The following is a 17,217-nucleotide window of genomic DNA, read 5'->3' on the forward strand; positions in this document are numbered from 1 at the left end:
TAAGAATAGTATGTTCAAAGTGTAGAAAATATATTGTGTTGAGGTGTGGAAATATGATATGGCTCATTCTCTTTTTACCTGCCGTAATCGTTTGGGCATGCGTTCTTTTCATCCACGTCAAATCCGGAAAAAGTAATCATCAGTACCATGAACCATTAATCTTTTACTCACAACGTGTTTCTCCATTCCGAGTTGAACATAGTAAAAATAATTACAAAGACGACATAGAAAAAAGCTATCGAAAATGATAGCTTTTTTCTATTCACACATTTACTTACATACTCTATTTTACTATTTGCATACCCTTTGCTTAGTAAAAGATAATAATCCGCAGGGAAATCCCTACGGATTAAAGTTTCACTTATTTCGCTGGTGGATCAAATTTCACACCTACATCTTTTGATCCGCCTTCACTTCTTACAAGTTGAATAATTTTATTTGCTTCTTTCTGTGAATGTTTTGCCGCTTTAACCGTTACTCTAATATCAGTGCCATCAGCTCTTACAAGAGCATCTGGATATCCTCCTTGAGATTTAATTACTGTCTCAAGTAATTCTTGCTTCGTTTCCATTGTCGTAATGGCATCAAAATTTTCTTTCGCTTTATTCTTTTCTGTTGCTGAAGCTTTTGTTGAACTCATCACTTCTTGTAATTTTGCTTTTTGTTCACTACGCTGATCTTCCATTTGCATACGTAAAGCTGTGAAATTCTCATCACTTGATTGAACTGATACATTGCCCTCTTTTTTACTTGTTTCTTTTTTTGCATTTTCTTTTTTGTCTGTTTCTTTATTTGTTGTTTCCTTGCTTGTATTTTCTTTTTTCGGAGTTTCTTTAGGCGCTTCGTTTGTTACTGCTTTATCAGTACCTTGTTTTTCTTGTCCAATCTTTTCACCTGTTGCCGGCGATGCTGTATTCATTTTGTCAGGAGTTGTCACGTAATACACAGATAGTACAACAACTAAACTTAACATCGTTAATAACCAAACTGTTTGTTTTTTTAACACTTTATTTCCTCCCTATCAATTTTTCGGTGAAACTGAAACGCGATGGGCCGGTACATCTAGCAGCCTTATCACAGCTTCTTTTACCATTGCTTTAACTTGTATATTATCCACTCCCTTTGCTACGACAAGAACACCACGTACTTTCGGCTTCTCTGTTCGTAAAACAACAGGAGTTTCTTTATCCCCTTCACGTATAATGACAGTCTTTTCATCAAGAGACTCGTCCTCTACTTCTCTCTTACCGCCTGTTTTATCTGTTTCACCTGTTGTTTGTGAGCGTTTCACTGTATTTTTTTCTAAAATTTTTTCTTCAGATGAATCTAAATTCACTTTAATCGTTACGTCTTTTACTCCTGCTATTTCTTCTAAAGCAGTTTTTAATTCTTGTTCATACGCTTTTTCATATTTTTCTACATTTGACATATTATCATTATTTTTTTGTCCAAAAGTTGGTACATCTTTTTCCTGGTTTTGAGTTTTTTGTTCTTTAAATACAGGTACTTCTTCTTTTTTACTTGAAAAAAAACTACTAGAAAACATAAGCAAAATTCCAAGTATGAGTAGGACAAGTAAGAACTTAGGTGTTACCTTTCTTCCCTTCTCATTACTTTCTTTTTCATCTCCATTCAATAAGTTTCGAAAAAATGAGAACTTCGAATTTTTATCTTTATTGTCCATTTACTCTACCTGTCCTCCCTTCCATTTGAACTTGGATTTGTTTATTCTCTAGTTGCCACCTGCTTGAAAAGAAGTCTTTCATTTCTACATTCGTTTCCTCTACTTTTTTCGGTGGTTCTTTCGTGTTAATTTCAACTGGTTTTACTGTTTCGATTGCATCATTTTTACTACGTTCTTTTTCTTTTAACGTCACAACAACAGATTGAATATCTTTCGCTGACTTTACTTCCGCTGTGCTTTCCGCTGCGACTATTTGTATTTCAGAGACTGACATACCATACTGTTTCTCAAACTCTTTTCCTACTTCTTTTTTCATTTTGGTAGCCATCTCTTCTAAACTATATGCACGTGTTAGAGCTTGTATTTCTTTTTTCTTCGAATCTATTGAATTTTTTACAGATCCTTCTGCTACGTACTTTTCTTCATTAAAATTTGCAATTACTTCATTTACATCTGTCTGCAATAGTTTAAAAAGGGGTGTTAAAATTAATACGACTAACAAAAGACTTACAACGAATTTAACGTATTTTTGCAAATTCGAATTTGGAAGAATAAGATGAAGCATTGTCGCTAAGAGCAAAAAAACGATAATATTTCTGATCCACTCTGTAACAAATTGCATACTCTTCACCTCCTACCGCATCATAAGTGTAATATTCCCCGCAGCAATAATAATTGTAATACTTAAAAAGAACATAAATGATACGATAGCTAAGCAAGCAAATACGTAAATGATGCTTCGTCCAATAATGTCTAAGCATTGAATAATTGCTCCGCCGCCAACCGGTTGCAATACTGCTGCTGCGAATTTATAAATAAATGCGATACAGAAAATTTGAATCGCTGGAAAAGCAACAATTAAACATAAAATGACGAGCCCAATAATTCCGACTGTGTTTTTCAATAATCCTGATGCGCTAATAACAGTATCTGCCGCTTCTGTAAACATCCTTCCGACTACTGGAATGAAGTTCCCTGTTACAAATTTAGCAGTTTTCACAGCTATTCCATCAGCAACGGCTGTTGCTGTTCCTTGTACAGATAATACTCCTAAAAAAATCGTTAAGAAAATACCGATAATCCCAACGCTAACGTTTTGCAGAAGCTTGGACAATTTCGTCACTTTATATTGATCACTCATTGTACTTACAATACTTAATATCGTTGCCAGTAATAAAAGCGGTAGAACGATATAATTCATAAGAAGCCCGCTTGTATTCATTAAGAAAATGATAATCGGATGAAAGAAAGATACAGATACAACCCCGCCACCAGTCGCTATAAGCGCCAATAAAATTGGCAATAGCGCTAATATGAAATCTACCATTGTTTGTATCGTTTCTCTTGCATATGTCATAACGACATAAAAACTATTTAAAGCAAAAATAATAAGTACCATATATACAACAGCATCAGCAATTTTACTTACACTACTTTTTGAAAAAGCGGATTGCAGTGATTGCAACAATGCACTAAAGATTGTGAGCATAATGAGTGTGCCAAGCAGTTTTCCATTAGCTGCAAGCTCATGAAATAAATATTTTAATAACCCTATCATCCACTCTTTTAGAGAGAATTCTTTTTCTCCCTTTACAAACTCCATAAAACTCCCTTTTTGACTCTCTGGCAAATAGCCTCCATATTTTGTAACAAGCCCGTCCCAAAATTGCTTCACATCTTCAATTCCGAGCTTATCCAATTGTTGATCAACGACGTTTGTTTCTACAGGAGAAGCTTGTACAACAACCGGTAAAGAAAAGAAAAGGAAGCAAGCAAATAGCAGCTTAGCTCCAAACCTCCTCAACATTCACTCCCCCTTATCCCGTCGGTAAAAATCCGAGAATAGTTTCAATTACAACCGTCAAAATAGGAATTGCCATAACGAGAATTAAGATTTTCCCAGCAAGTTCAATTTTCGAAGCGATGGCACCTTGACCAGCATCTTTTGTAATTTGAGCTCCAAACTCGGCAATATAAGCAATTCCAATAATCTTTAGTAACGTTTCCACGTAGACGTTACTAACTTTCGCTTCACTCGCTACTCTCTCAATCATTTGTAAAATAGAATGAATTTGATCGATTAAAATTAGAAACATCACGCTACCTACGAACACAATAAATAAAGATGTAATACTAGATTTATGCTGGTTCAAAACAGCAGCTAAAAACGTAGCAACGAGGCCTAATCCGACAATTTGTATAATTTCGATTCGAACCGCCTCCTTTACTGGAAGAGAAAGACACTTTTAATCTTGTCGAATAGCGTATTAATTAAAAATGCAACATGAAATAAAATGACGACAAAACCGACAAGGATAACCCAATTTGCAATATCCTCACGCTTCAATTCTTTTAGTACAGTATGAATGAAAGCTAAAACAATGCCGATTCCGGCGATTTGAAATATTAATCCAACATCAATGGACATCGCCTTTCTCCCCCCTATAGCAGTAAAATTACAATTAGTAGCCCTGCTAGTACCCCTAAGCTCTTAATCATTTTTTCGTATTGCAGTTGTAAAGCTTTCGCTTCCTCTTCTTCTCTCTCCAAATGTGTAATACATAAGCGAATATGTTTTTGTTGTGATTCACGATCATGTTGCCCGAGCGTTTCACCAAATTGCTGCAGTATTTCATACTCGGTTTGTTGAAAAGCCGTCAACTTCCAATTCTCTTTCAAACTATCTATCCAAGCTTCCCTTACCGTTTGTTCTCCACTTTCTAGTTTTTTAGCGAAACTTTGAAATATCCAATTTAATGGCTTTGGCATTTGTTTAACTAATCGCTCGGCAGCCTCAGATAAAGGTGTGTGTCCATACATAATTTCTGCCTCTAATGATTGAAGTGCTGATTTTAATAACCTAAGTTGCCTCGGCCTCTCACTGTATCTTTTAGCGTACGAAAACCCGAAAAAGGTGCTGACCGCAACGATTAACACTGCACCAAATATTTTCACCATACGCCCTCAGCCTTTCTATTTGATAACACTGGTTTTCCATATTTATCTTTCACCTGCATAACCGTTCCTGGACCCCTCGCTTTTGACAACTCCACAAACCTATCAAATATACCAAGCTCTAGCACTGCCTTGAGCGATGGACGTCTCACAACATCCTCATAGGAAAATCCGTGTGCGCTTATAAAAAGCTGAACACCTGCATGCACTGCCTCCATAATTGCTTCACTATCTTCTTTACGGCCAATTTCATCTACGATCAAAATATCAGGACTCATAGAACGAATCATCATCATCATTCCTTCTGCCTTTGGACATGCGTCTAACACATCGACTCGGGTACCAAAATCATATTGCGGGATTCCTTTCACACAGCCAGCAATTTCTGAACGTTCATCAACGATCCCCACTTTACAGGAAGGAATTTCCGAAGCACTTACCCCTTGACTCATGCAACGTGCTACATCTCTTAAAAGTGTCGTTTTTCCCGTTTGGGGAGGGCCAATTACCATCGTGTTTAACCACCTTTTTTCATACAAATATGGCAAAAGCGGTTCAGCAATCCCTATTTTTTGACGAGCAATACGAATATTAAAGGAAGAGACATCACGAATCATTTTCACTGCGCTTTTTTCTGTAATGACTTTTCCTGCTAACCCGATTCTATGCCCCCCGCGAAGCGTCACATACCCACGTTTTAATTCCTCTTCCATCGTATAAATTGAGAATTGACTTAATTTATTCAATAAGTAAATAGCATCCTCTGCAGTAGTGATATAGTCATAAAAAAACACCTTTCCGTGTGCAATACACTCTAGCGGCCTTCCAATTCGAACACGAATTTCCTCTAAAGCATCGTATTGCTTACATTCTTCAATTAAGTACTTCATCGTTTTTGGTAAAACTTCTAATACCTCTTTCATCGGCTTCTCCCCACTATACTCGACTTACTATTTCAGTAATGCGATAAAAATACAGCAAATTCCAAGCGCTAGAAAAAAGAGCTTCAAGAAAGAAATTTCACTTGCTACACTCGCTATCCCAATTGTCATTGTTAAAATTAATACGGTAGGTCCAACAAACGCCAACATACCATTTATAAACAACGCTTTCTTCGCATCATTCACATAAAGCATAAGCAAAGCAGCAAATATCTCCGCACTACCTGAAAATAATCGAAGTGCCCCCATAACAAGCACGGATGTTTCCATTGCCGCTAGCCACTGTTTCATTCTTCCACCTTCTCCCGTAACAGTTACTAACTTCGTATTCTAAAAAAGAATATATTTGTACAACCATATGCAGAGGTTGTCTATTTCAGAAGTAAAAACATAATTTTTCTCTAAAGTCTGAATTAGAATCTGAATATTCATATTATTTTATGGTATATTATGGTATATTTAGTTTGAAAGGGGTTTAAACCATGCAGCACATCACTTTATTACCACTAGATTTATGCTATACAAATGTGATTTTCGAGCTATCAAGTGATCCACATATAAAAAATGCATTGGGGATAACGGTAGAAAACATCGAAGACACGAAAACATTTCTTCTTTTCGCAATAGAAGAAGAGCGTCAAAAGAAATCCTTATCGAGAATGATTGTGAATGAAGAAAATGAAATAATTGGCCTCACCACACTTAAACATATTAATAATGAAAAAAAGCAATCTCACATTGGTAGTTGGATTGGCTATCCATACTGGGGAAAAGGCTATAACGAGGCTGCTAAAAAAGAAATCTTTAAAATCGCCTTTTTAGACTTACAACTTTCCTACGTATTTGCTGGTGCTAAAACGAATAATATCCGCTCACTAAAAGCACAAGAAAAACTACCCTATATTTCATTGCATGTGGAAAACAAGTTTCCAGACGAACACGCTGCACTAGAGAAAGAAGTAAGGTCACCTTGCTCTCTGCATGTCGTGTCACGTGAAAATTTTTTAAACTGGTTGAAATTACAGAATGAGGAGGAAAAATATGAAGGCATTGAAAATTAGTTTAACCGTTGTAGTAGAATTAGCTCTTATTTATCTTTTTTCATTATTAGTCGGTTGGTCATTTATAGAGACCTTTTTCCTTGGTAGTTTAGCAATATTTGCAATTATGTGGTTAATTATTATGAGTAACCATAGAAATAACATTACAGATCACGCAATAAGCAAAACATTAACTGGCGTTGAGACTGGCGAAATAAAACCATTTAAAATTGTTTTGACTCCATCTATTATGGGTACTCTTTCACTTGTTTTAGTCAGTTTTATAGTAACAGCTATTTACTATCTACCCTATTTCCTATAAAAAAAACACTCGTGAATTATCACGAGTGTTTTTTTACTATGCACGAGAAACGTATTTACCTTCACCAGTGTTGATGATAAGCATTTCGCCTTCGTTAATGAAGATTGGTACTTGTACAACAAGACCAGTTTCTAATGTAGCTGGTTTTGTTACGTTAGAAGCAGTATCACCTTTAATACCAGGCTCTGTTTCTGTAACTTGTAATTCAACTGTGTTTGGAAGTTCAACACCAAGTACTTCGCCTTGGTAAGTCATAATTGCTACTTCCATGTTTTCTTTTAGGAATTTAAGCTCGCGCTCGATTTGTTTTTCACCAAGTTCGATTTGCTCATAAGTTCCGTTATCCATAAATACGTGAGCCTCACCGCTTGCGTATAAGTATTGCATACGACGGTTTTCGATGTGTGCTTTTTCTACTTTCTCACCTGCACGGAATGTTTTCTCTTGAACAGAACCTGTGCGAAGATTACGTAGTTTAGAACGAACGAATGCAGCACCTTTACCTGGCTTTACGTGTTGGAAATCAAGTACTTGCCAAAGGGCATTGTCCACTGAAATTGTTAAACCTGTACGAAAATCGTTTACTGAAATCATGTAAAAAAATCCTCCTGTGTATTACAAAATAATAAGTTCTTTTGGTGATTTCGTAATTACTTCATTACCTTCACTTGTCACAATGATATCATCTTCAATACGTACGCCGCCAATACCTGGAATATAAATACCTGGCTCTACTGTTACAGCCATACCTGGTTCAAGTACTGTATCAGAACGGAACGCTAAACCTGGTGCTTCATGGATTTCAAGACCTATTCCATGACCAGTAGAGTGTCCAAAGTATTCACCATATCCTTTTTCCGTTATGTAGTCACGCGTTAGCGCATCAGCCTCGCGACCTGTTAAACCAGCTTTAATACCGTTCACACCACGTAGTTGTGCTTCTAAAACGATATTATAAATTTCTTTTAATTTATCAGATGGTTCACCGACTGCAATCGTACGAGTAATATCAGAACAATATCCTTTGTAATAAGCGCCGAAGTCTAATGTAACGAAATCTCCTGTTTCTATCACTTTTTCAGATGCCACGCCGTGCGGTAATGCCGAACGAAGACCTGAAGCAACGATAATATCAAACGAAGAAGATGTTGCTCCTTGTTTTCTCATGAAAAATTCAAGTTCATTTGACACTTCAATTTCAGATACTCCCGGGCGAATGAATGATAGAATATGCTCAAAGGCAGCATCTGCAATCTGTGCAGCTTCCTTTAATATCTTAATCTCTGAATCAGTCTTTATCAAGCGTAACTTTTCTACAAGTCCAGAAGTCGGGATAAATTCAGCATCAATCGCTTCCTTATGCACTGAATAAGAACTATATGTAAGAGTATCTTGCTCAAAACCAAGTTTTTGAATTCCAAGCTCTTTCACTTGCTTTGCCACTTCATCAATGATCAATCCTGCGTGCTGTACAACCTCATATCCAACCGCTTGTTTACTTGCCTGCTCGACGTAACGGAAATCTGTAATAAATTGAGCACGATCTTTTGAAATAAGAACAACGCCTGCTGTTCCTGTGAAGTTAGCCATATATCTACGACTATGTTCATTTGTTAACAAAATACCGTCAATGCCAGCCTCATCAAATGCACTTCGTAATCTTTCAATTTTCTCCATTACTTTATGCCTCCCTCAATTTCTCCATTAATGCAAATAACGCTAACTTATAGCCATAAAAACCAAATCCTACAATTTGACCTGCACAAACAGCTGCCGTCACAGATTCATGACGGAACGATTCACGCTGATGAATGTTAGAAATATGTACTTCAATAACAGGAATCGAAATGCTCGCAATGGCATCACGAATCGCATAGCTATAATGCGTAAATGCTCCCGGATTTAAAATGATCCCTTCATATATATCTTCCGCTTCATGAATAATGTCGATAATGGCACCTTCATGATTCGATTGGAAACATTCTAACTCCACTCCCATTGTTTCTGCTTCTTGCTTCATATCTGCTTCAAGTGTCGCTAGCGTGCCCTTTCCATATACATTTACCTCACGAACACCGAGGCGATTTAGGTTAGGACCGTTTACGAGGAGTAACTTTTTCATATTCTTAAAACTCCTTAATATTAAATATCTATACAATATTTTAACATAGGAGTTACTTATTTGAATAGTTCGTCTTCTCTTGCCCTTCTTGTTCTGCTTTATTGCTATTCACTGCGTAAGAAACAGAATATGCTATAAACACACCATACAATATAAAAATACATATTGTCGTCACAATTGTCTCTTTTGGTAAATGGAGCGCACTTTTAATAACAGGAGCCATTAAACCCATCCCCAAAAACAGTAGTGCCCACCAAAATAGCCCATAAATAATTCCCGCTATAATCCCTTCAAACTTCGCAAAAAATGCTTTATACAAAAAGGCGATCAAAATTGAAAGAAGTCCCATACACACTATTCCGAACACATTGCCCCATACCCCCTCTTTCCAACTTCCAAACGCAAATGGTAAAAGGAAATAATTCGGTCCCGCCTCCGTGAATGAAAATATATGAAGGAAATACCAGATCCCGCCCCAAAAGATTCCACCAAACAAACCAATCTGCACAAAATTCCTTGTTCCTAATTGTTCTTGACTCACATCGACACCTCCGCTCAATAGTATGCCCGAAACTATTTTGAAGCATGTTTAAATCCTGCGAAATTTGTCTATAAAAAGAATAAGAAATGTCCGACTCTCATAACATTTTCCCTTGTCATCTACTTGTATTTGCCGATAAAATAAAGGAAACTCGGTGATTGTCTTATTTCAAAACGACAGAACCCAGTATGACAATTGCCTCTTTTTCTACATAAGAGAGAAACAAATACAGGTTGGTGTTAACATGGCAGAAGAGTCAAAACAAATATATGGCGGGCAAGCGGTCATAGAAGGAGTTATGTTTGGCGGTAGAGAATATACTGTTACAGCGGTTCGTCGTAAAGATAAATCGATTGAATTTTATCGATTACCACGCGTTCGTAATAAAGTACTATCTACCCTAAAAAAAATTCCATTTTTACGAGGGATTGCCGCTATTGTAGATGCAAGTGCGAATGGAGCAAAGCATTTAAACTTCGCTTCAGAACGATTTGACGTCCACCCAGAAGATGATGAACAAATTGCAAATAAAAAAGAAGAACAATCAAAATTAACGATGGTATTAGGAGTTGCAGCTGTTGGCGTTTTATCTTTTATATTCGGTAAAGTCATTTTCACAGCAGTTCCTGCACTATTAGCTGAATTAACGAGACCGATTTTCCCATCTCATACTGGGCAAATCATTGTCGAAAGTGTCATTAAGCTCATGCTATTATTGAGCTATATATACTTTATTTCTTTAACCCCACTTATTAAGCGGGTATTTCAGTATCACGGTGCAGAGCATAAGGTAATCAATGCTTACGAGAATAACCTTCCTCTGACTGTAGAAAACGTTCAAAAGCAAACTCGTCTCCATTATAGATGCGGCAGTAGCTTTATTATATTTACAGTCATTATTGGAATGTTCGTTTATTTCCTAGTCCCTACAGATCCTCTTTGGGCACGAGTTATAAACAGAATTTTATTAATTCCAGTTGTACTTGGTATTTCTTTTGAAGTATTGCAATTTACAAATCGATTACGAGATATTCCCGTATTACGCGTACTTGGATATCCTGGATTATGGCTACAACTATTAACAACGAAAGAACCAACAGATGATCAAGTGGAAGTAGCAATTGCATCGTTTGAAGAATTATTACGTTTAGAGAACAAACAATAATTATTTAAAAATGGTGTTCAACTCCTTTCCTCATCGTTAATATACTAATTTCAATATATGTTTTTAGGAGGTGTCCCTTATGAACGGTCGTTCGTTTACTTTCGCTATATTTGTGCTTATTATCGGATTGGCAATATTCGGCCTTGTTTCATCTGTTATTACAAATCCCATGGGTGTATTAAGAAATATCGGGTACATGTTACTTGTTGTCGGTATCTTTTACTTGCTATACAAGATGTTTACAAATTCCAGTGGTTCCGCAAATTCGCAAAGCTCATATAAGCGTGCGGCAAAACAATCGAACCGCAAACATGGGAAACAAAATGTAGCACCCCTAGGCAATTCCTTCTTTAAGTCAAATACTTCTAATGACAAAAGTAAAAAAGGGAATTCTTCCACTTTGAAACGAAAAAGAAAACAGTCTCATTTAACTGTCATTGAAGGCAAAAAAAGCAAAAAGAAAGACCGTGCTTCCTTTTAGGAAATACGGTCTTTTTTTATACTTTGAAGCACTTCTTTTAAACTTTTCTCTCTCATACTTTCAATTCGAAGATGATGATTTTCAAACGGTAAATTCCGTGTCACATCATTAGGTACCACAACGCACGTTAATCCCGCTGCAACTGCTGCTCTCAATCCATTTAATGAGTCTTCAAATACAACAGCTTCAGATGGCTTAATTCCTAATTCTTCTATTGCAACTCGATAAAGAGCTGGATCTGGTTTTACCTTCTCAACATCTTCTCTCGTTTTAATTACTTCAAAATATTCTCGAATTTGTAGCTCTTCTAAAAAATGAATAACCCATTCTCTAGAAGAACTAGAAGCTAGTGCAATTTTTAATCCCATTCCTTTCGCTTCTTCTAAATATTCTTTTACCCCGTCACGAGCTTCTGGTATTCTCATTTTCTCTTTATGTAAAGTTGCCACTTTTTCTTTTAATACACTTTTGTTAAACTTCTCTTTTAATTGATCATTTAAATATGTATAAAGTACCTCATCTGTTGTTCCAATGCATTTCGCAAATTCCTCTAAAGGTAGTTCCCCGCCGTATTCACGAACAGCATCTCTGAAAGAGTGAAACCATATCGTTTCTGTGTCCACAATTAATCCATCAAAATCAAAAATAATTGCTTTCATAATTCTCCCATCCTTTTCGAATTGAAATAAAAAAGGAAACGCCATACGTTCCCCTTAATTACTTTTCTCTTCATTTGCTCTTTGAACACCGCGAAGTGTTTCCACTCGGAATGCATCTTGTTCAAAGTATTGCACTAAATCACCAATGCGATCAATCGCTTCCCAACTTAAATGATGTTCAATTCCTTCTACATCATTGTAAATTTTACTTTCATCCACACCGATAATACGCATAAATTGCTCTAGCAAGTCATGACGATATACGAGACGTTCTCCGATTTTTTTACCTTTTGTTGTTAATACAAGCCCTCTATATTTTTCATAAATTAGATATTCATCTTTGTCTAATTTTTGCACCATTTTTGTTACAGAGGATGGATGTACACTAAGCGCTTCAGCAATATCAGATACGCGGGCGTAACCCTTTTCATCAATCAACAAATAAATTTGTTCAATATAATCTTCCATACTAGGGGTAGGCATCGGTTTCCTCCATCCAAGTTCATTTTGCTTATTCCGTACGAAGCAATCAATAAAATGATACACCAGAAAGAATAACGTGACAAGTTGAAAACGAGCCTAAATATATAAAACAAAAAAGAATCTGTATTTGCATACAGACCCCCCTTAAGTAAAATATTGTATTTCTGCATTAGGAAAAAATTCATTTATATAACCTCTTATCGTTTCTTCCAATACTGCTGCATCATCCTTTTTATATATATATTTTCCGATGCCATATCGTCCCCATTTATACTTCCGCTTCTCTTCATCCATTTCAAGCTTCGTATTTGGATAACGCTCTTGAATAACCTTTTTCGCTGGTTTCGTAAAACGATGCTGAATTAATTCAAACGTTAAATTTGGTATCGTCATATCTTTCAGCGCATTGTACAGTCGCTCAAATAGTTCACGATATCCTTCTTCCCATCCTTCATGCATATAAAGTGGCGCGACTATAAAACCAAGTGGATAACCTGCACCTGCTACTTTACGTGCCGCCTCAATTCGCTCCTCAAATGGCGATGTCCCTGGTTCAAAATTTTTAATTACATATCGTGAATTTATACTAAACCTGAAACGAGTTTTCCCATTATGCTTTGCATCTAATAAATGATCAACGTGCGAATATTTCGTGACGAAACGTAAGCGCCCATATTCACTTTCTCCAATGAATTCAATCGCCCGCTTTAATGCATGTGTTAAATGATCAATCCCAACAATGTCTGATGTACACGCTGCTTCAAATCTTGTTATTTCAGGTGCCCTTTCATCCATATATTGCTTTGCCTTCTCAAATATTTCATCAAGATTGACATACACACGAACGTAAGGCTTACTCCCAAGTGTTGTTTGCAAATAGCAATAATGACAATGTCCCATACACCCTGTTGCGAGCGGAATTGCATATTCAGCTGATGGTTTTGACGTATCAAACTTTAGCGTCTTCCTTACTCCAACGACAAGTGTAGCCTTTGCATTACGATACTTTTGCAAATCATTTTCTCCTGGCAAATTTCTAATTTGATTATGTGATGTCGTTTCACGAATTTCTAATCCCATCTTCGTAAACTTCTCATAAAGCTCTTTTCCAAGCGGATATTCAAGTGCCTTTGGTTCAAAGTAAACGAGTTTTGGCATAAATGGTTTCATGTGCTTCCCTCCCTCTCGTTAGTATGGGAAACGTTGAAAAATTAACACGCATTAAAGTTTTCCACTTCAGTAACTTGCGTTGCAAGTTACTGAATGTTATAATTTGGATAACAGCTACCTTGCAACGCAAGTTACCTGAGTAAAAGGTGGTGAAATCATGCACAGCCAAATGTTAAAAGGTGTACTAGAAGGTTGCATCCTATACATCATTTCACAAGAAGAAGTGTACGGATATGAACTGAGCACAAAATTAAATAAACACGGATTTACATTCGTAAGCGAAGGAAGCATCTATCCGTTATTATTACGTATGCAAAAAGAAAAATTGATCGAAGGCACATTAAAAGCTTCCTCACTCGGTCCAAAGCGAAAATATTATCACATAACCGATAAAGGATTAGAGCAGCTTGAAGAATTTAAACAAAGCTGGGGAATGGTTTCAACTACGGTAAATAACTTATTACAGGGGGAGTGATAGGGATGAATGCACAAGACATGATTGAATTGAATAATAAAAAACGTGAGCTTCTAACACCTGAAAATGAAGTTGCTTATAGCGATATGTTAGTTTATCTTCGTTTATCTAACGTGCCAGAGCAACAAATGGAAGAACTGTTACTAGAAATATTAGATCACCTCATCGAAGCACAAGCAGAAAATAAAAACGCTTATGACATCTTTGGAGATAATTTACAATCTTATTGCGATGAACTTATATCAGCTTTACCAACTCAAACAAAGTTAGAAAAAGCCTCTTTAATTGGATTTTCTATTAGCTTACTTCTTGCTATACAGTTTGGCATAAATGCAATTATTTCATTTTTTATGTTTTTCTTTGAAAAAAACAATACATTATCAAGTCCGCCTTTTAGCATCCTTGGAACTACTTTGTCTGTTTCAATAATTATACTAGGTATACTATTTATTTTATATTTATTAAAGCGTTACTCCTTTAATCAGAAAATGAATTGGAAAAGAAGAATTCTATTTGGATTCGCATTTGCTACTCCATTTTGTTCCGCTGTATTCTTAAATATTTATTTCCAAAAGCAACCTTATCTCATTTATCATCTAAACTTTTGGCAAAATGCTTTAATTGCTATCTTATTTTTTATTTTATATAAATTACTATATAAAAAATCAAATTTTTAACAGCCCTTCAAAAGGCTGTTTTTTCTTCTGTCTAATTTTACAAATTGAAAAATTTCATAAAGAAAATAAGAAAAATGCAAAATAATTAAAGTTAATTGTTGACGTGATGCTTTTATTATCGGTATCATAAATCTTCGTGAGCAATTATTTTTCGTTATACGATTTTTTTATTATTACTGAATTTTTGAGAGGAGAAATTAGATGTCAGTTAAGAAGAAAACGCAAGTACGCACCGGCAAAATGGTACGTGAACTAATGTTAGCAGACGAAGATGTAAATGCTTCGCTAATTATGGTATATAGTGAAAACGGTGTAAACGCAGAAATTAAAATCGAGGGCTTAACGCCGAAATGTAACGAAGAATTATTTTTGAGCGGAAACGTGGATTGGAACAAGAGTGTTATTTATAAAATTGTTGATTTCACTGGAAACGCTGAAGTTGGTAAAGTTACATTAACAGCGATGAACAAAAACAATGTTTCTCTAGAAATTGAACGCGTTATGTGGAGTAAAGAAAATAAAGAAGCTGCCGAGCAAGAAGAAACACAGGTAGAAGCAGCACCGAAAAAGGAAGTAGTTGTAGAAGCTCCAAAAGCAATTACGCCTGCTCCTAAGCCTGTTACGCGTGTGGAAACACCTGCTATGGCACCTAAGCCTACTCCGGTACCGACACCGAAGCCAGTAAGCGTAGAAGCAGCTGTAGAACTAGTTACTCCAGCGCCTGTGAAAAAAGCGGTCCCTACTCCAGTTACAAAGCAAGAGACAGCACCGGTTGCTCCTGCAAAACCGAAGCAGCCTGCTTTGACTGAAACAAATTCAAAACTACAAGAAAATTATGTTAAACTCGTGAAAAAGACAATTGAAGTTTGTCAAGATTACGAGCTTGGCATCGACATAGATGATTCTATTGAAAGCTTAAAAGAAGAACTACAAAGCCAAGGTATTAGCGTTACATTTGACAAAGAAATTATGGACGTTGTAAGTCGCCTTCGTTCTTTACAAGATAAAGGAATCAAAGTAGAAAAAGTACTTAATTTACTATAAAAAAATAAGAGATGGCAATTGCCATCTCTTATTTTTTATAATTCCACTCATTACTTTCATACTTTTCTTTCGCTAACGTTTGAACTTCATGTAACTGTTCTTCTGTTAATTCATATGGAACAAGTTCTACATCCAATCCTTTTTCAAAGCCAACTTCAAACGCTTTAATTAACTGTTCTATCGTAAATGTACGGTCTGTTAATTCATTAATTGCTACTGCTTTAGAAGAGAACATACTCTTCATGCGTTCCTTCACACGTTCATTTGGGAATAAAAATAGATCATATAGTTCATCTAAATCAATTTCTAATGGAATCGATCCATGCTGTAGAATAACACCTTTTTGACGCGTTTGAGCACTACCAGCAATTTTTCGTCCTTCCACTACAATTTCATACCAAGATGGTGCATCAAAACATACGCCGGAACGTGGATTTTTTAAATTTTCACGATCTGCTTCTGTTTTTGGAACTGCATAATATGCTTCTAACCCTAATGCCTTAAAACCATCTAATAAACCTTGCGAAATAACACGATACGCTTCTGTAACTGTTTTCGGCATATTCGGATGATCTTCAGACACAATAACACTATACGTTAACTCTTTGTCATGTAGTACACCCCTGCCGCCTGTTTGACGACGAACGAATCCATATTTCTTTTCGTTAACTACATCCATATTAATATCTTTTTCAACACGTTGAAAATACCCAACTGTTAATGTTGGTACTTCCCATTCATAAAAACGAATTGTTGGTGGCATTTTCTTTTCACTTTGCCAATTTAATAAACATTCATCTAACGCCATATTAAATGCCGGTGAACATTGACCAGAGTTAATATAACACCATTTTTCTTTTCCCATCCTGCACCTCATATAACCAATTATTTTTCACATTCTCTAGTCTACCAAATTCGACAAAATTTGTGAAAGAATACGAAATTTCTTCTTATATGCAAATGAATCTGTTGCATAAATACATAAGGGCATTATAATATTGAAAGTAGGATAAGAAAAAAGGGAGCGATAGAATCGTGTCAACAACTTGGATTATTTTATTAGCCGTAATCGTAGCATTTATCGGCTACACTGTATGGATGTACTTCTATCAGAAAAAATTAATTAAAACTCTTACAGAAGAAGAATTTCGCGCTGGCTACCGTAAAGCACAGCTTATCGATATTCGTGAAGCAGACGAATATAACGCAGGGCATATTTTAGGTGCACGTAACATTCCGTTATCACAAATTCGCCTTCGCCATAAAGAACTTCGTCAAGATCAACCTGTTTACTTATATTGCCAAAGCGGATTCCGTACAGGTCGTGCAGCGCAATACTTAAAAAAACAAGGCTACAAAGATTTCTACCAATTACAAGGTGGATTTAAATCTTGGACAGGCAAAATTAAAAAGAAATAATAACATACAAAAAACTAGCTGAATAAATCAGCTAGTTTT

General features: G+C 36.1%; 26 protein-coding genes. 9 read left to right on the forward strand and 17 right to left on the reverse strand.

The features are described 5' to 3' along the window. Positions 1–53: 53 nt before the first annotated feature. Positions 54–248 (forward strand): hypothetical protein, encoded by a 195-nt coding sequence (locus V7S45_RS20535; RefSeq protein ID WP_002179810.1) that lies wholly within the window; start codon positions 54–56, stop codon positions 246–248. Positions 249–361: 113 nt separating this feature from the next. Here the strand turns inward: V7S45_RS20535 and V7S45_RS20540 are convergent, their stop codons facing one another. Genes V7S45_RS20540 through V7S45_RS20580 form a run of 9 tightly spaced genes read right to left on the reverse strand, consistent with a single transcriptional unit; the run spans position 362 to position 5,871 of the window. Next, positions 362–1,006: a SpoIIIAH-like family protein gene (locus V7S45_RS20540; protein ID WP_000914710.1), complete on the reverse strand. Its 645-nt coding sequence runs from the start codon at positions 1,004–1,006 to the stop codon at positions 362–364. A gap of 15 nt (positions 1,007–1,021) precedes the next feature. Beyond that, on the reverse strand, positions 1,022–1,684 hold the full coding sequence (spoIIIAG, locus tag V7S45_RS20545; protein WP_000368880.1) for a stage III sporulation protein AG: 663 nt from the start codon (positions 1,682–1,684) through the stop codon (positions 1,022–1,024). After that, positions 1,674–2,306 carry a stage III sporulation protein AF gene (spoIIIAF, locus tag V7S45_RS20550; RefSeq protein WP_001161052.1) on the reverse strand — a complete coding sequence of 211 codons (633 nt, stop codon included), beginning with the start codon at positions 2,304–2,306 and terminating at the stop codon, positions 1,674–1,676. Before spoIIIAF ends, spoIIIAG begins: the two co-directional genes overlap by 11 nt. A 12-nt stretch (positions 2,307–2,318) precedes the next feature. After that, positions 2,319–3,491, reverse strand: coding sequence for a stage III sporulation protein AE (spoIIIAE, locus tag V7S45_RS20555; protein WP_000946110.1), 1,173 nt, complete (start codon positions 3,489–3,491; stop codon positions 2,319–2,321). A gap of 10 nt (positions 3,492–3,501) precedes the next feature. Beyond that, on the reverse strand, positions 3,502–3,885 hold the full coding sequence (gene spoIIIAD, locus V7S45_RS20560; protein ID WP_077393170.1) for a stage III sporulation protein AD: 384 nt from the start codon (positions 3,883–3,885) through the stop codon (positions 3,502–3,504). A 23-nt stretch (positions 3,886–3,908) separates the two neighbouring features. Next, complete coding sequence (gene spoIIIAC / locus V7S45_RS20565) at positions 3,909–4,112, reverse strand: stage III sporulation protein AC (RefSeq protein ID WP_000020914.1); 204 nt, start codon at positions 4,110–4,112, stop codon at positions 3,909–3,911. Positions 4,113–4,126: 14 nt separating this feature from the next. Further along, positions 4,127–4,642, reverse strand: a complete 516-nt coding sequence (gene spoIIIAB / locus V7S45_RS20570) for a stage III sporulation protein SpoIIIAB (RefSeq protein WP_000238702.1) — start codon at positions 4,640–4,642, stop codon at positions 4,127–4,129. Further along, positions 4,636–5,562 carry a stage III sporulation protein AA gene (spoIIIAA, locus tag V7S45_RS20575; RefSeq protein WP_000665905.1) on the reverse strand — a complete coding sequence of 309 codons (927 nt, stop codon included), beginning with the start codon at positions 5,560–5,562 and terminating at the stop codon, positions 4,636–4,638. Before spoIIIAA ends, spoIIIAB begins: the two co-directional genes overlap by 7 nt. Positions 5,563–5,589: 27 nt before the next feature. Next, complete coding sequence (locus tag V7S45_RS20580) at positions 5,590–5,871, reverse strand: YqhV family protein (protein WP_000816050.1); 282 nt, start codon at positions 5,869–5,871, stop codon at positions 5,590–5,592. A gap of 191 nt (positions 5,872–6,062) precedes the next feature. Between V7S45_RS20580 and V7S45_RS20585 the strand changes: the two genes are divergently transcribed. Beyond that, positions 6,063–6,641: a GNAT family N-acetyltransferase gene (locus tag V7S45_RS20585; RefSeq protein ID WP_001163837.1), complete on the forward strand. Its 579-nt coding sequence runs from the start codon at positions 6,063–6,065 to the stop codon at positions 6,639–6,641. Further along, positions 6,622–6,942 carry a hypothetical protein gene (locus tag V7S45_RS20590; RefSeq protein WP_000645569.1) on the forward strand — a complete coding sequence of 107 codons (321 nt, stop codon included), beginning with the start codon at positions 6,622–6,624 and terminating at the stop codon, positions 6,940–6,942. Before V7S45_RS20585 ends, V7S45_RS20590 begins: the two co-directional genes overlap by 20 nt. Positions 6,943–6,978: 36 nt before the next feature. Here V7S45_RS20590 and efp read toward each other — a convergent pair whose 3' ends face one another. Genes efp through V7S45_RS20610 form a run of 4 tightly spaced genes read right to left on the reverse strand, consistent with a single transcriptional unit; the run spans position 6,979 to position 9,605 of the window. Continuing rightward, positions 6,979–7,536: an elongation factor P gene (efp, locus tag V7S45_RS20595; RefSeq protein ID WP_000626516.1), complete on the reverse strand. Its 558-nt coding sequence runs from the start codon at positions 7,534–7,536 to the stop codon at positions 6,979–6,981. Between the two features lie 21 nt (positions 7,537–7,557). Then, positions 7,558–8,619: a Xaa-Pro dipeptidase gene (gene pepQ, locus V7S45_RS20600; RefSeq protein ID WP_000411040.1), complete on the reverse strand. Its 1,062-nt coding sequence runs from the start codon at positions 8,617–8,619 to the stop codon at positions 7,558–7,560. Positions 8,620–8,623: 4 nt separating this feature from the next. Continuing rightward, positions 8,624–9,064 carry a type II 3-dehydroquinate dehydratase gene (gene aroQ, locus V7S45_RS20605; protein WP_000735140.1) on the reverse strand — a complete coding sequence of 147 codons (441 nt, stop codon included), beginning with the start codon at positions 9,062–9,064 and terminating at the stop codon, positions 8,624–8,626. Positions 9,065–9,116: 52 nt separating this feature from the next. Continuing rightward, complete coding sequence (locus V7S45_RS20610) at positions 9,117–9,605, reverse strand: YqhR family membrane protein (protein ID WP_000076881.1); 489 nt, start codon at positions 9,603–9,605, stop codon at positions 9,117–9,119. Between the two features lie 244 nt (positions 9,606–9,849). Between V7S45_RS20610 and V7S45_RS20615 the strand changes: the two genes are divergently transcribed. Continuing rightward, positions 9,850–10,770 (forward strand): DUF1385 domain-containing protein, encoded by a 921-nt coding sequence (locus tag V7S45_RS20615; protein WP_000807121.1) that lies wholly within the window; start codon positions 9,850–9,852, stop codon positions 10,768–10,770. Positions 10,771–10,849: 79 nt separating this feature from the next. Continuing rightward, entirely contained in the window at positions 10,850–11,251 is a 402-nt protein-coding gene (locus V7S45_RS20620; protein ID WP_001014463.1) for an SA1362 family protein, read from the forward strand. Here V7S45_RS20620 and V7S45_RS20625 read toward each other — a convergent pair. The 3 genes from V7S45_RS20625 to splB all read right to left on the reverse strand — a co-directional run bounded on the left by V7S45_RS20625 (position 11,248) and on the right by splB (position 13,563). After that, the gene (locus V7S45_RS20625; protein WP_048538414.1) at positions 11,248–11,910 is read right to left on the reverse strand and encodes an HAD family hydrolase; all 663 of its coding nucleotides are present in this window, start codon (positions 11,908–11,910) and stop codon (positions 11,248–11,250) included. The genes V7S45_RS20620 and V7S45_RS20625 overlap by 4 nt on opposite strands. Positions 11,911–11,964: 54 nt before the next feature. Continuing rightward, positions 11,965–12,393: a transcriptional regulator MntR gene (gene mntR, locus V7S45_RS20630; RefSeq protein WP_075677907.1), complete on the reverse strand. Its 429-nt coding sequence runs from the start codon at positions 12,391–12,393 to the stop codon at positions 11,965–11,967. A 144-nt stretch (positions 12,394–12,537) separates the two neighbouring features. Continuing rightward, positions 12,538–13,563 (reverse strand): spore photoproduct lyase, encoded by a 1,026-nt coding sequence (gene splB, locus V7S45_RS20635; protein ID WP_089607624.1) that lies wholly within the window; start codon positions 13,561–13,563, stop codon positions 12,538–12,540. 157 nt (positions 13,564–13,720) lie between these two features. Here splB and V7S45_RS20640 point away from each other — a divergent pair, with 157 nt between their 5' ends. The 3 genes from V7S45_RS20640 (at position 13,721) to V7S45_RS20650 (ending at position 15,759) form a co-directional block, all read left to right on the forward strand. Then, the gene (locus V7S45_RS20640; protein ID WP_000556078.1) at positions 13,721–14,038 is read left to right on the forward strand and encodes a PadR family transcriptional regulator; all 318 of its coding nucleotides are present in this window, start codon (positions 13,721–13,723) and stop codon (positions 14,036–14,038) included. 5 nt (positions 14,039–14,043) lie between these two features. Next, positions 14,044–14,715, forward strand: coding sequence for a DUF1129 family protein (locus V7S45_RS20645; protein ID WP_000993581.1), 672 nt, complete (start codon positions 14,044–14,046; stop codon positions 14,713–14,715). 201 nt (positions 14,716–14,916) lie between these two features. Next, the gene (locus V7S45_RS20650; RefSeq protein WP_000111900.1) at positions 14,917–15,759 is read left to right on the forward strand and encodes a hypothetical protein; all 843 of its coding nucleotides are present in this window, start codon (positions 14,917–14,919) and stop codon (positions 15,757–15,759) included. 28 nt (positions 15,760–15,787) lie between these two features. On the opposite strand, the gene V7S45_RS20655 is transcribed toward V7S45_RS20650, so the two are convergent. Beyond that, positions 15,788–16,624 (reverse strand): biotin/lipoate A/B protein ligase family protein, encoded by an 837-nt coding sequence (locus V7S45_RS20655; protein ID WP_000514081.1) that lies wholly within the window; start codon positions 16,622–16,624, stop codon positions 15,788–15,790. A gap of 170 nt (positions 16,625–16,794) precedes the next feature. On the opposite strand from V7S45_RS20655, the gene V7S45_RS20660 reads away from it, so the two are divergent. Continuing rightward, entirely contained in the window at positions 16,795–17,178 is a 384-nt protein-coding gene (locus V7S45_RS20660) for a rhodanese-like domain-containing protein (protein ID WP_000108653.1), read from the forward strand. Positions 17,179–17,217: the final 39 nt, after the last annotated feature.

Origin of the sequence: Bacillus sp. BR3(2024) (assembly GCF_039134555.1) — a bacterium.
Lineage (GTDB): Bacteria > Bacillota > Bacilli > Bacillales > Bacillaceae_G > Bacillus_A > Bacillus_A cereus.

Excerpts from the sequence above, each read along its gene's own strand:
- V7S45_RS20655 (WP_000514081.1), bottom strand. The coding sequence starts at position 16,624 with ATGGGAAAAGAAAAATGGTGTTATATTAACTCTGGTCAATGTTCACCG.
- V7S45_RS20620 (WP_001014463.1), top strand. The coding sequence starts at position 10,850 with ATGAACGGTCGTTCGTTTACTTTCGCTATATTTGTGCTTATTATCGGA.
- V7S45_RS20625 (WP_048538414.1), bottom strand. The coding sequence starts at position 11,910 with ATGAAAGCAATTATTTTTGATTTTGATGGATTAATTGTGGACACAGAA.
- efp (WP_000626516.1), bottom strand. The coding sequence starts at position 7,536 with ATGATTTCAGTAAACGATTTTCGTACAGGTTTAACAATTTCAGTGGAC.
- spoIIIAG (WP_000368880.1), bottom strand. The coding sequence starts at position 1,684 with ATGGACAATAAAGATAAAAATTCGAAGTTCTCATTTTTTCGAAACTTA.
- mntR (WP_075677907.1), bottom strand. The coding sequence starts at position 12,393 with ATGCCTACCCCTAGTATGGAAGATTATATTGAACAAATTTATTTGTTG.
- pepQ (WP_000411040.1), bottom strand. The coding sequence starts at position 8,619 with ATGGAGAAAATTGAAAGATTACGAAGTGCATTTGATGAGGCTGGCATT.
- V7S45_RS20640 (WP_000556078.1), top strand. The coding sequence starts at position 13,721 with ATGCACAGCCAAATGTTAAAAGGTGTACTAGAAGGTTGCATCCTATAC.
- spoIIIAC (WP_000020914.1), bottom strand. The coding sequence starts at position 4,112 with ATGTCCATTGATGTTGGATTAATATTTCAAATCGCCGGAATCGGCATT.
- V7S45_RS20615 (WP_000807121.1), top strand. The coding sequence starts at position 9,850 with ATGGCAGAAGAGTCAAAACAAATATATGGCGGGCAAGCGGTCATAGAA.
- spoIIIAE (WP_000946110.1), bottom strand. The coding sequence starts at position 3,491 with ATGTTGAGGAGGTTTGGAGCTAAGCTGCTATTTGCTTGCTTCCTTTTC.
- spoIIIAA (WP_000665905.1), bottom strand. The coding sequence starts at position 5,562 with ATGAAAGAGGTATTAGAAGTTTTACCAAAAACGATGAAGTACTTAATT.
- spoIIIAB (WP_000238702.1), bottom strand. The coding sequence starts at position 4,642 with ATGGTGAAAATATTTGGTGCAGTGTTAATCGTTGCGGTCAGCACCTTT.
- V7S45_RS20585 (WP_001163837.1), top strand. The coding sequence starts at position 6,063 with ATGCAGCACATCACTTTATTACCACTAGATTTATGCTATACAAATGTG.
- splB (WP_089607624.1), bottom strand. The coding sequence starts at position 13,563 with ATGAAACCATTTATGCCAAAACTCGTTTACTTTGAACCAAAGGCACTT.
- aroQ (WP_000735140.1), bottom strand. The coding sequence starts at position 9,064 with ATGAAAAAGTTACTCCTCGTAAACGGTCCTAACCTAAATCGCCTCGGT.
- V7S45_RS20645 (WP_000993581.1), top strand. The coding sequence starts at position 14,044 with ATGAATGCACAAGACATGATTGAATTGAATAATAAAAAACGTGAGCTT.
- spoIIIAF (WP_001161052.1), bottom strand. The coding sequence starts at position 2,306 with ATGCAATTTGTTACAGAGTGGATCAGAAATATTATCGTTTTTTTGCTC.
- V7S45_RS20650 (WP_000111900.1), top strand. The coding sequence starts at position 14,917 with ATGTCAGTTAAGAAGAAAACGCAAGTACGCACCGGCAAAATGGTACGT.
- V7S45_RS20535 (WP_002179810.1), top strand. The coding sequence starts at position 54 with ATGATATGGCTCATTCTCTTTTTACCTGCCGTAATCGTTTGGGCATGC.
- V7S45_RS20590 (WP_000645569.1), top strand. The coding sequence starts at position 6,622 with ATGAAGGCATTGAAAATTAGTTTAACCGTTGTAGTAGAATTAGCTCTT.
- V7S45_RS20580 (WP_000816050.1), bottom strand. The coding sequence starts at position 5,871 with ATGAAACAGTGGCTAGCGGCAATGGAAACATCCGTGCTTGTTATGGGG.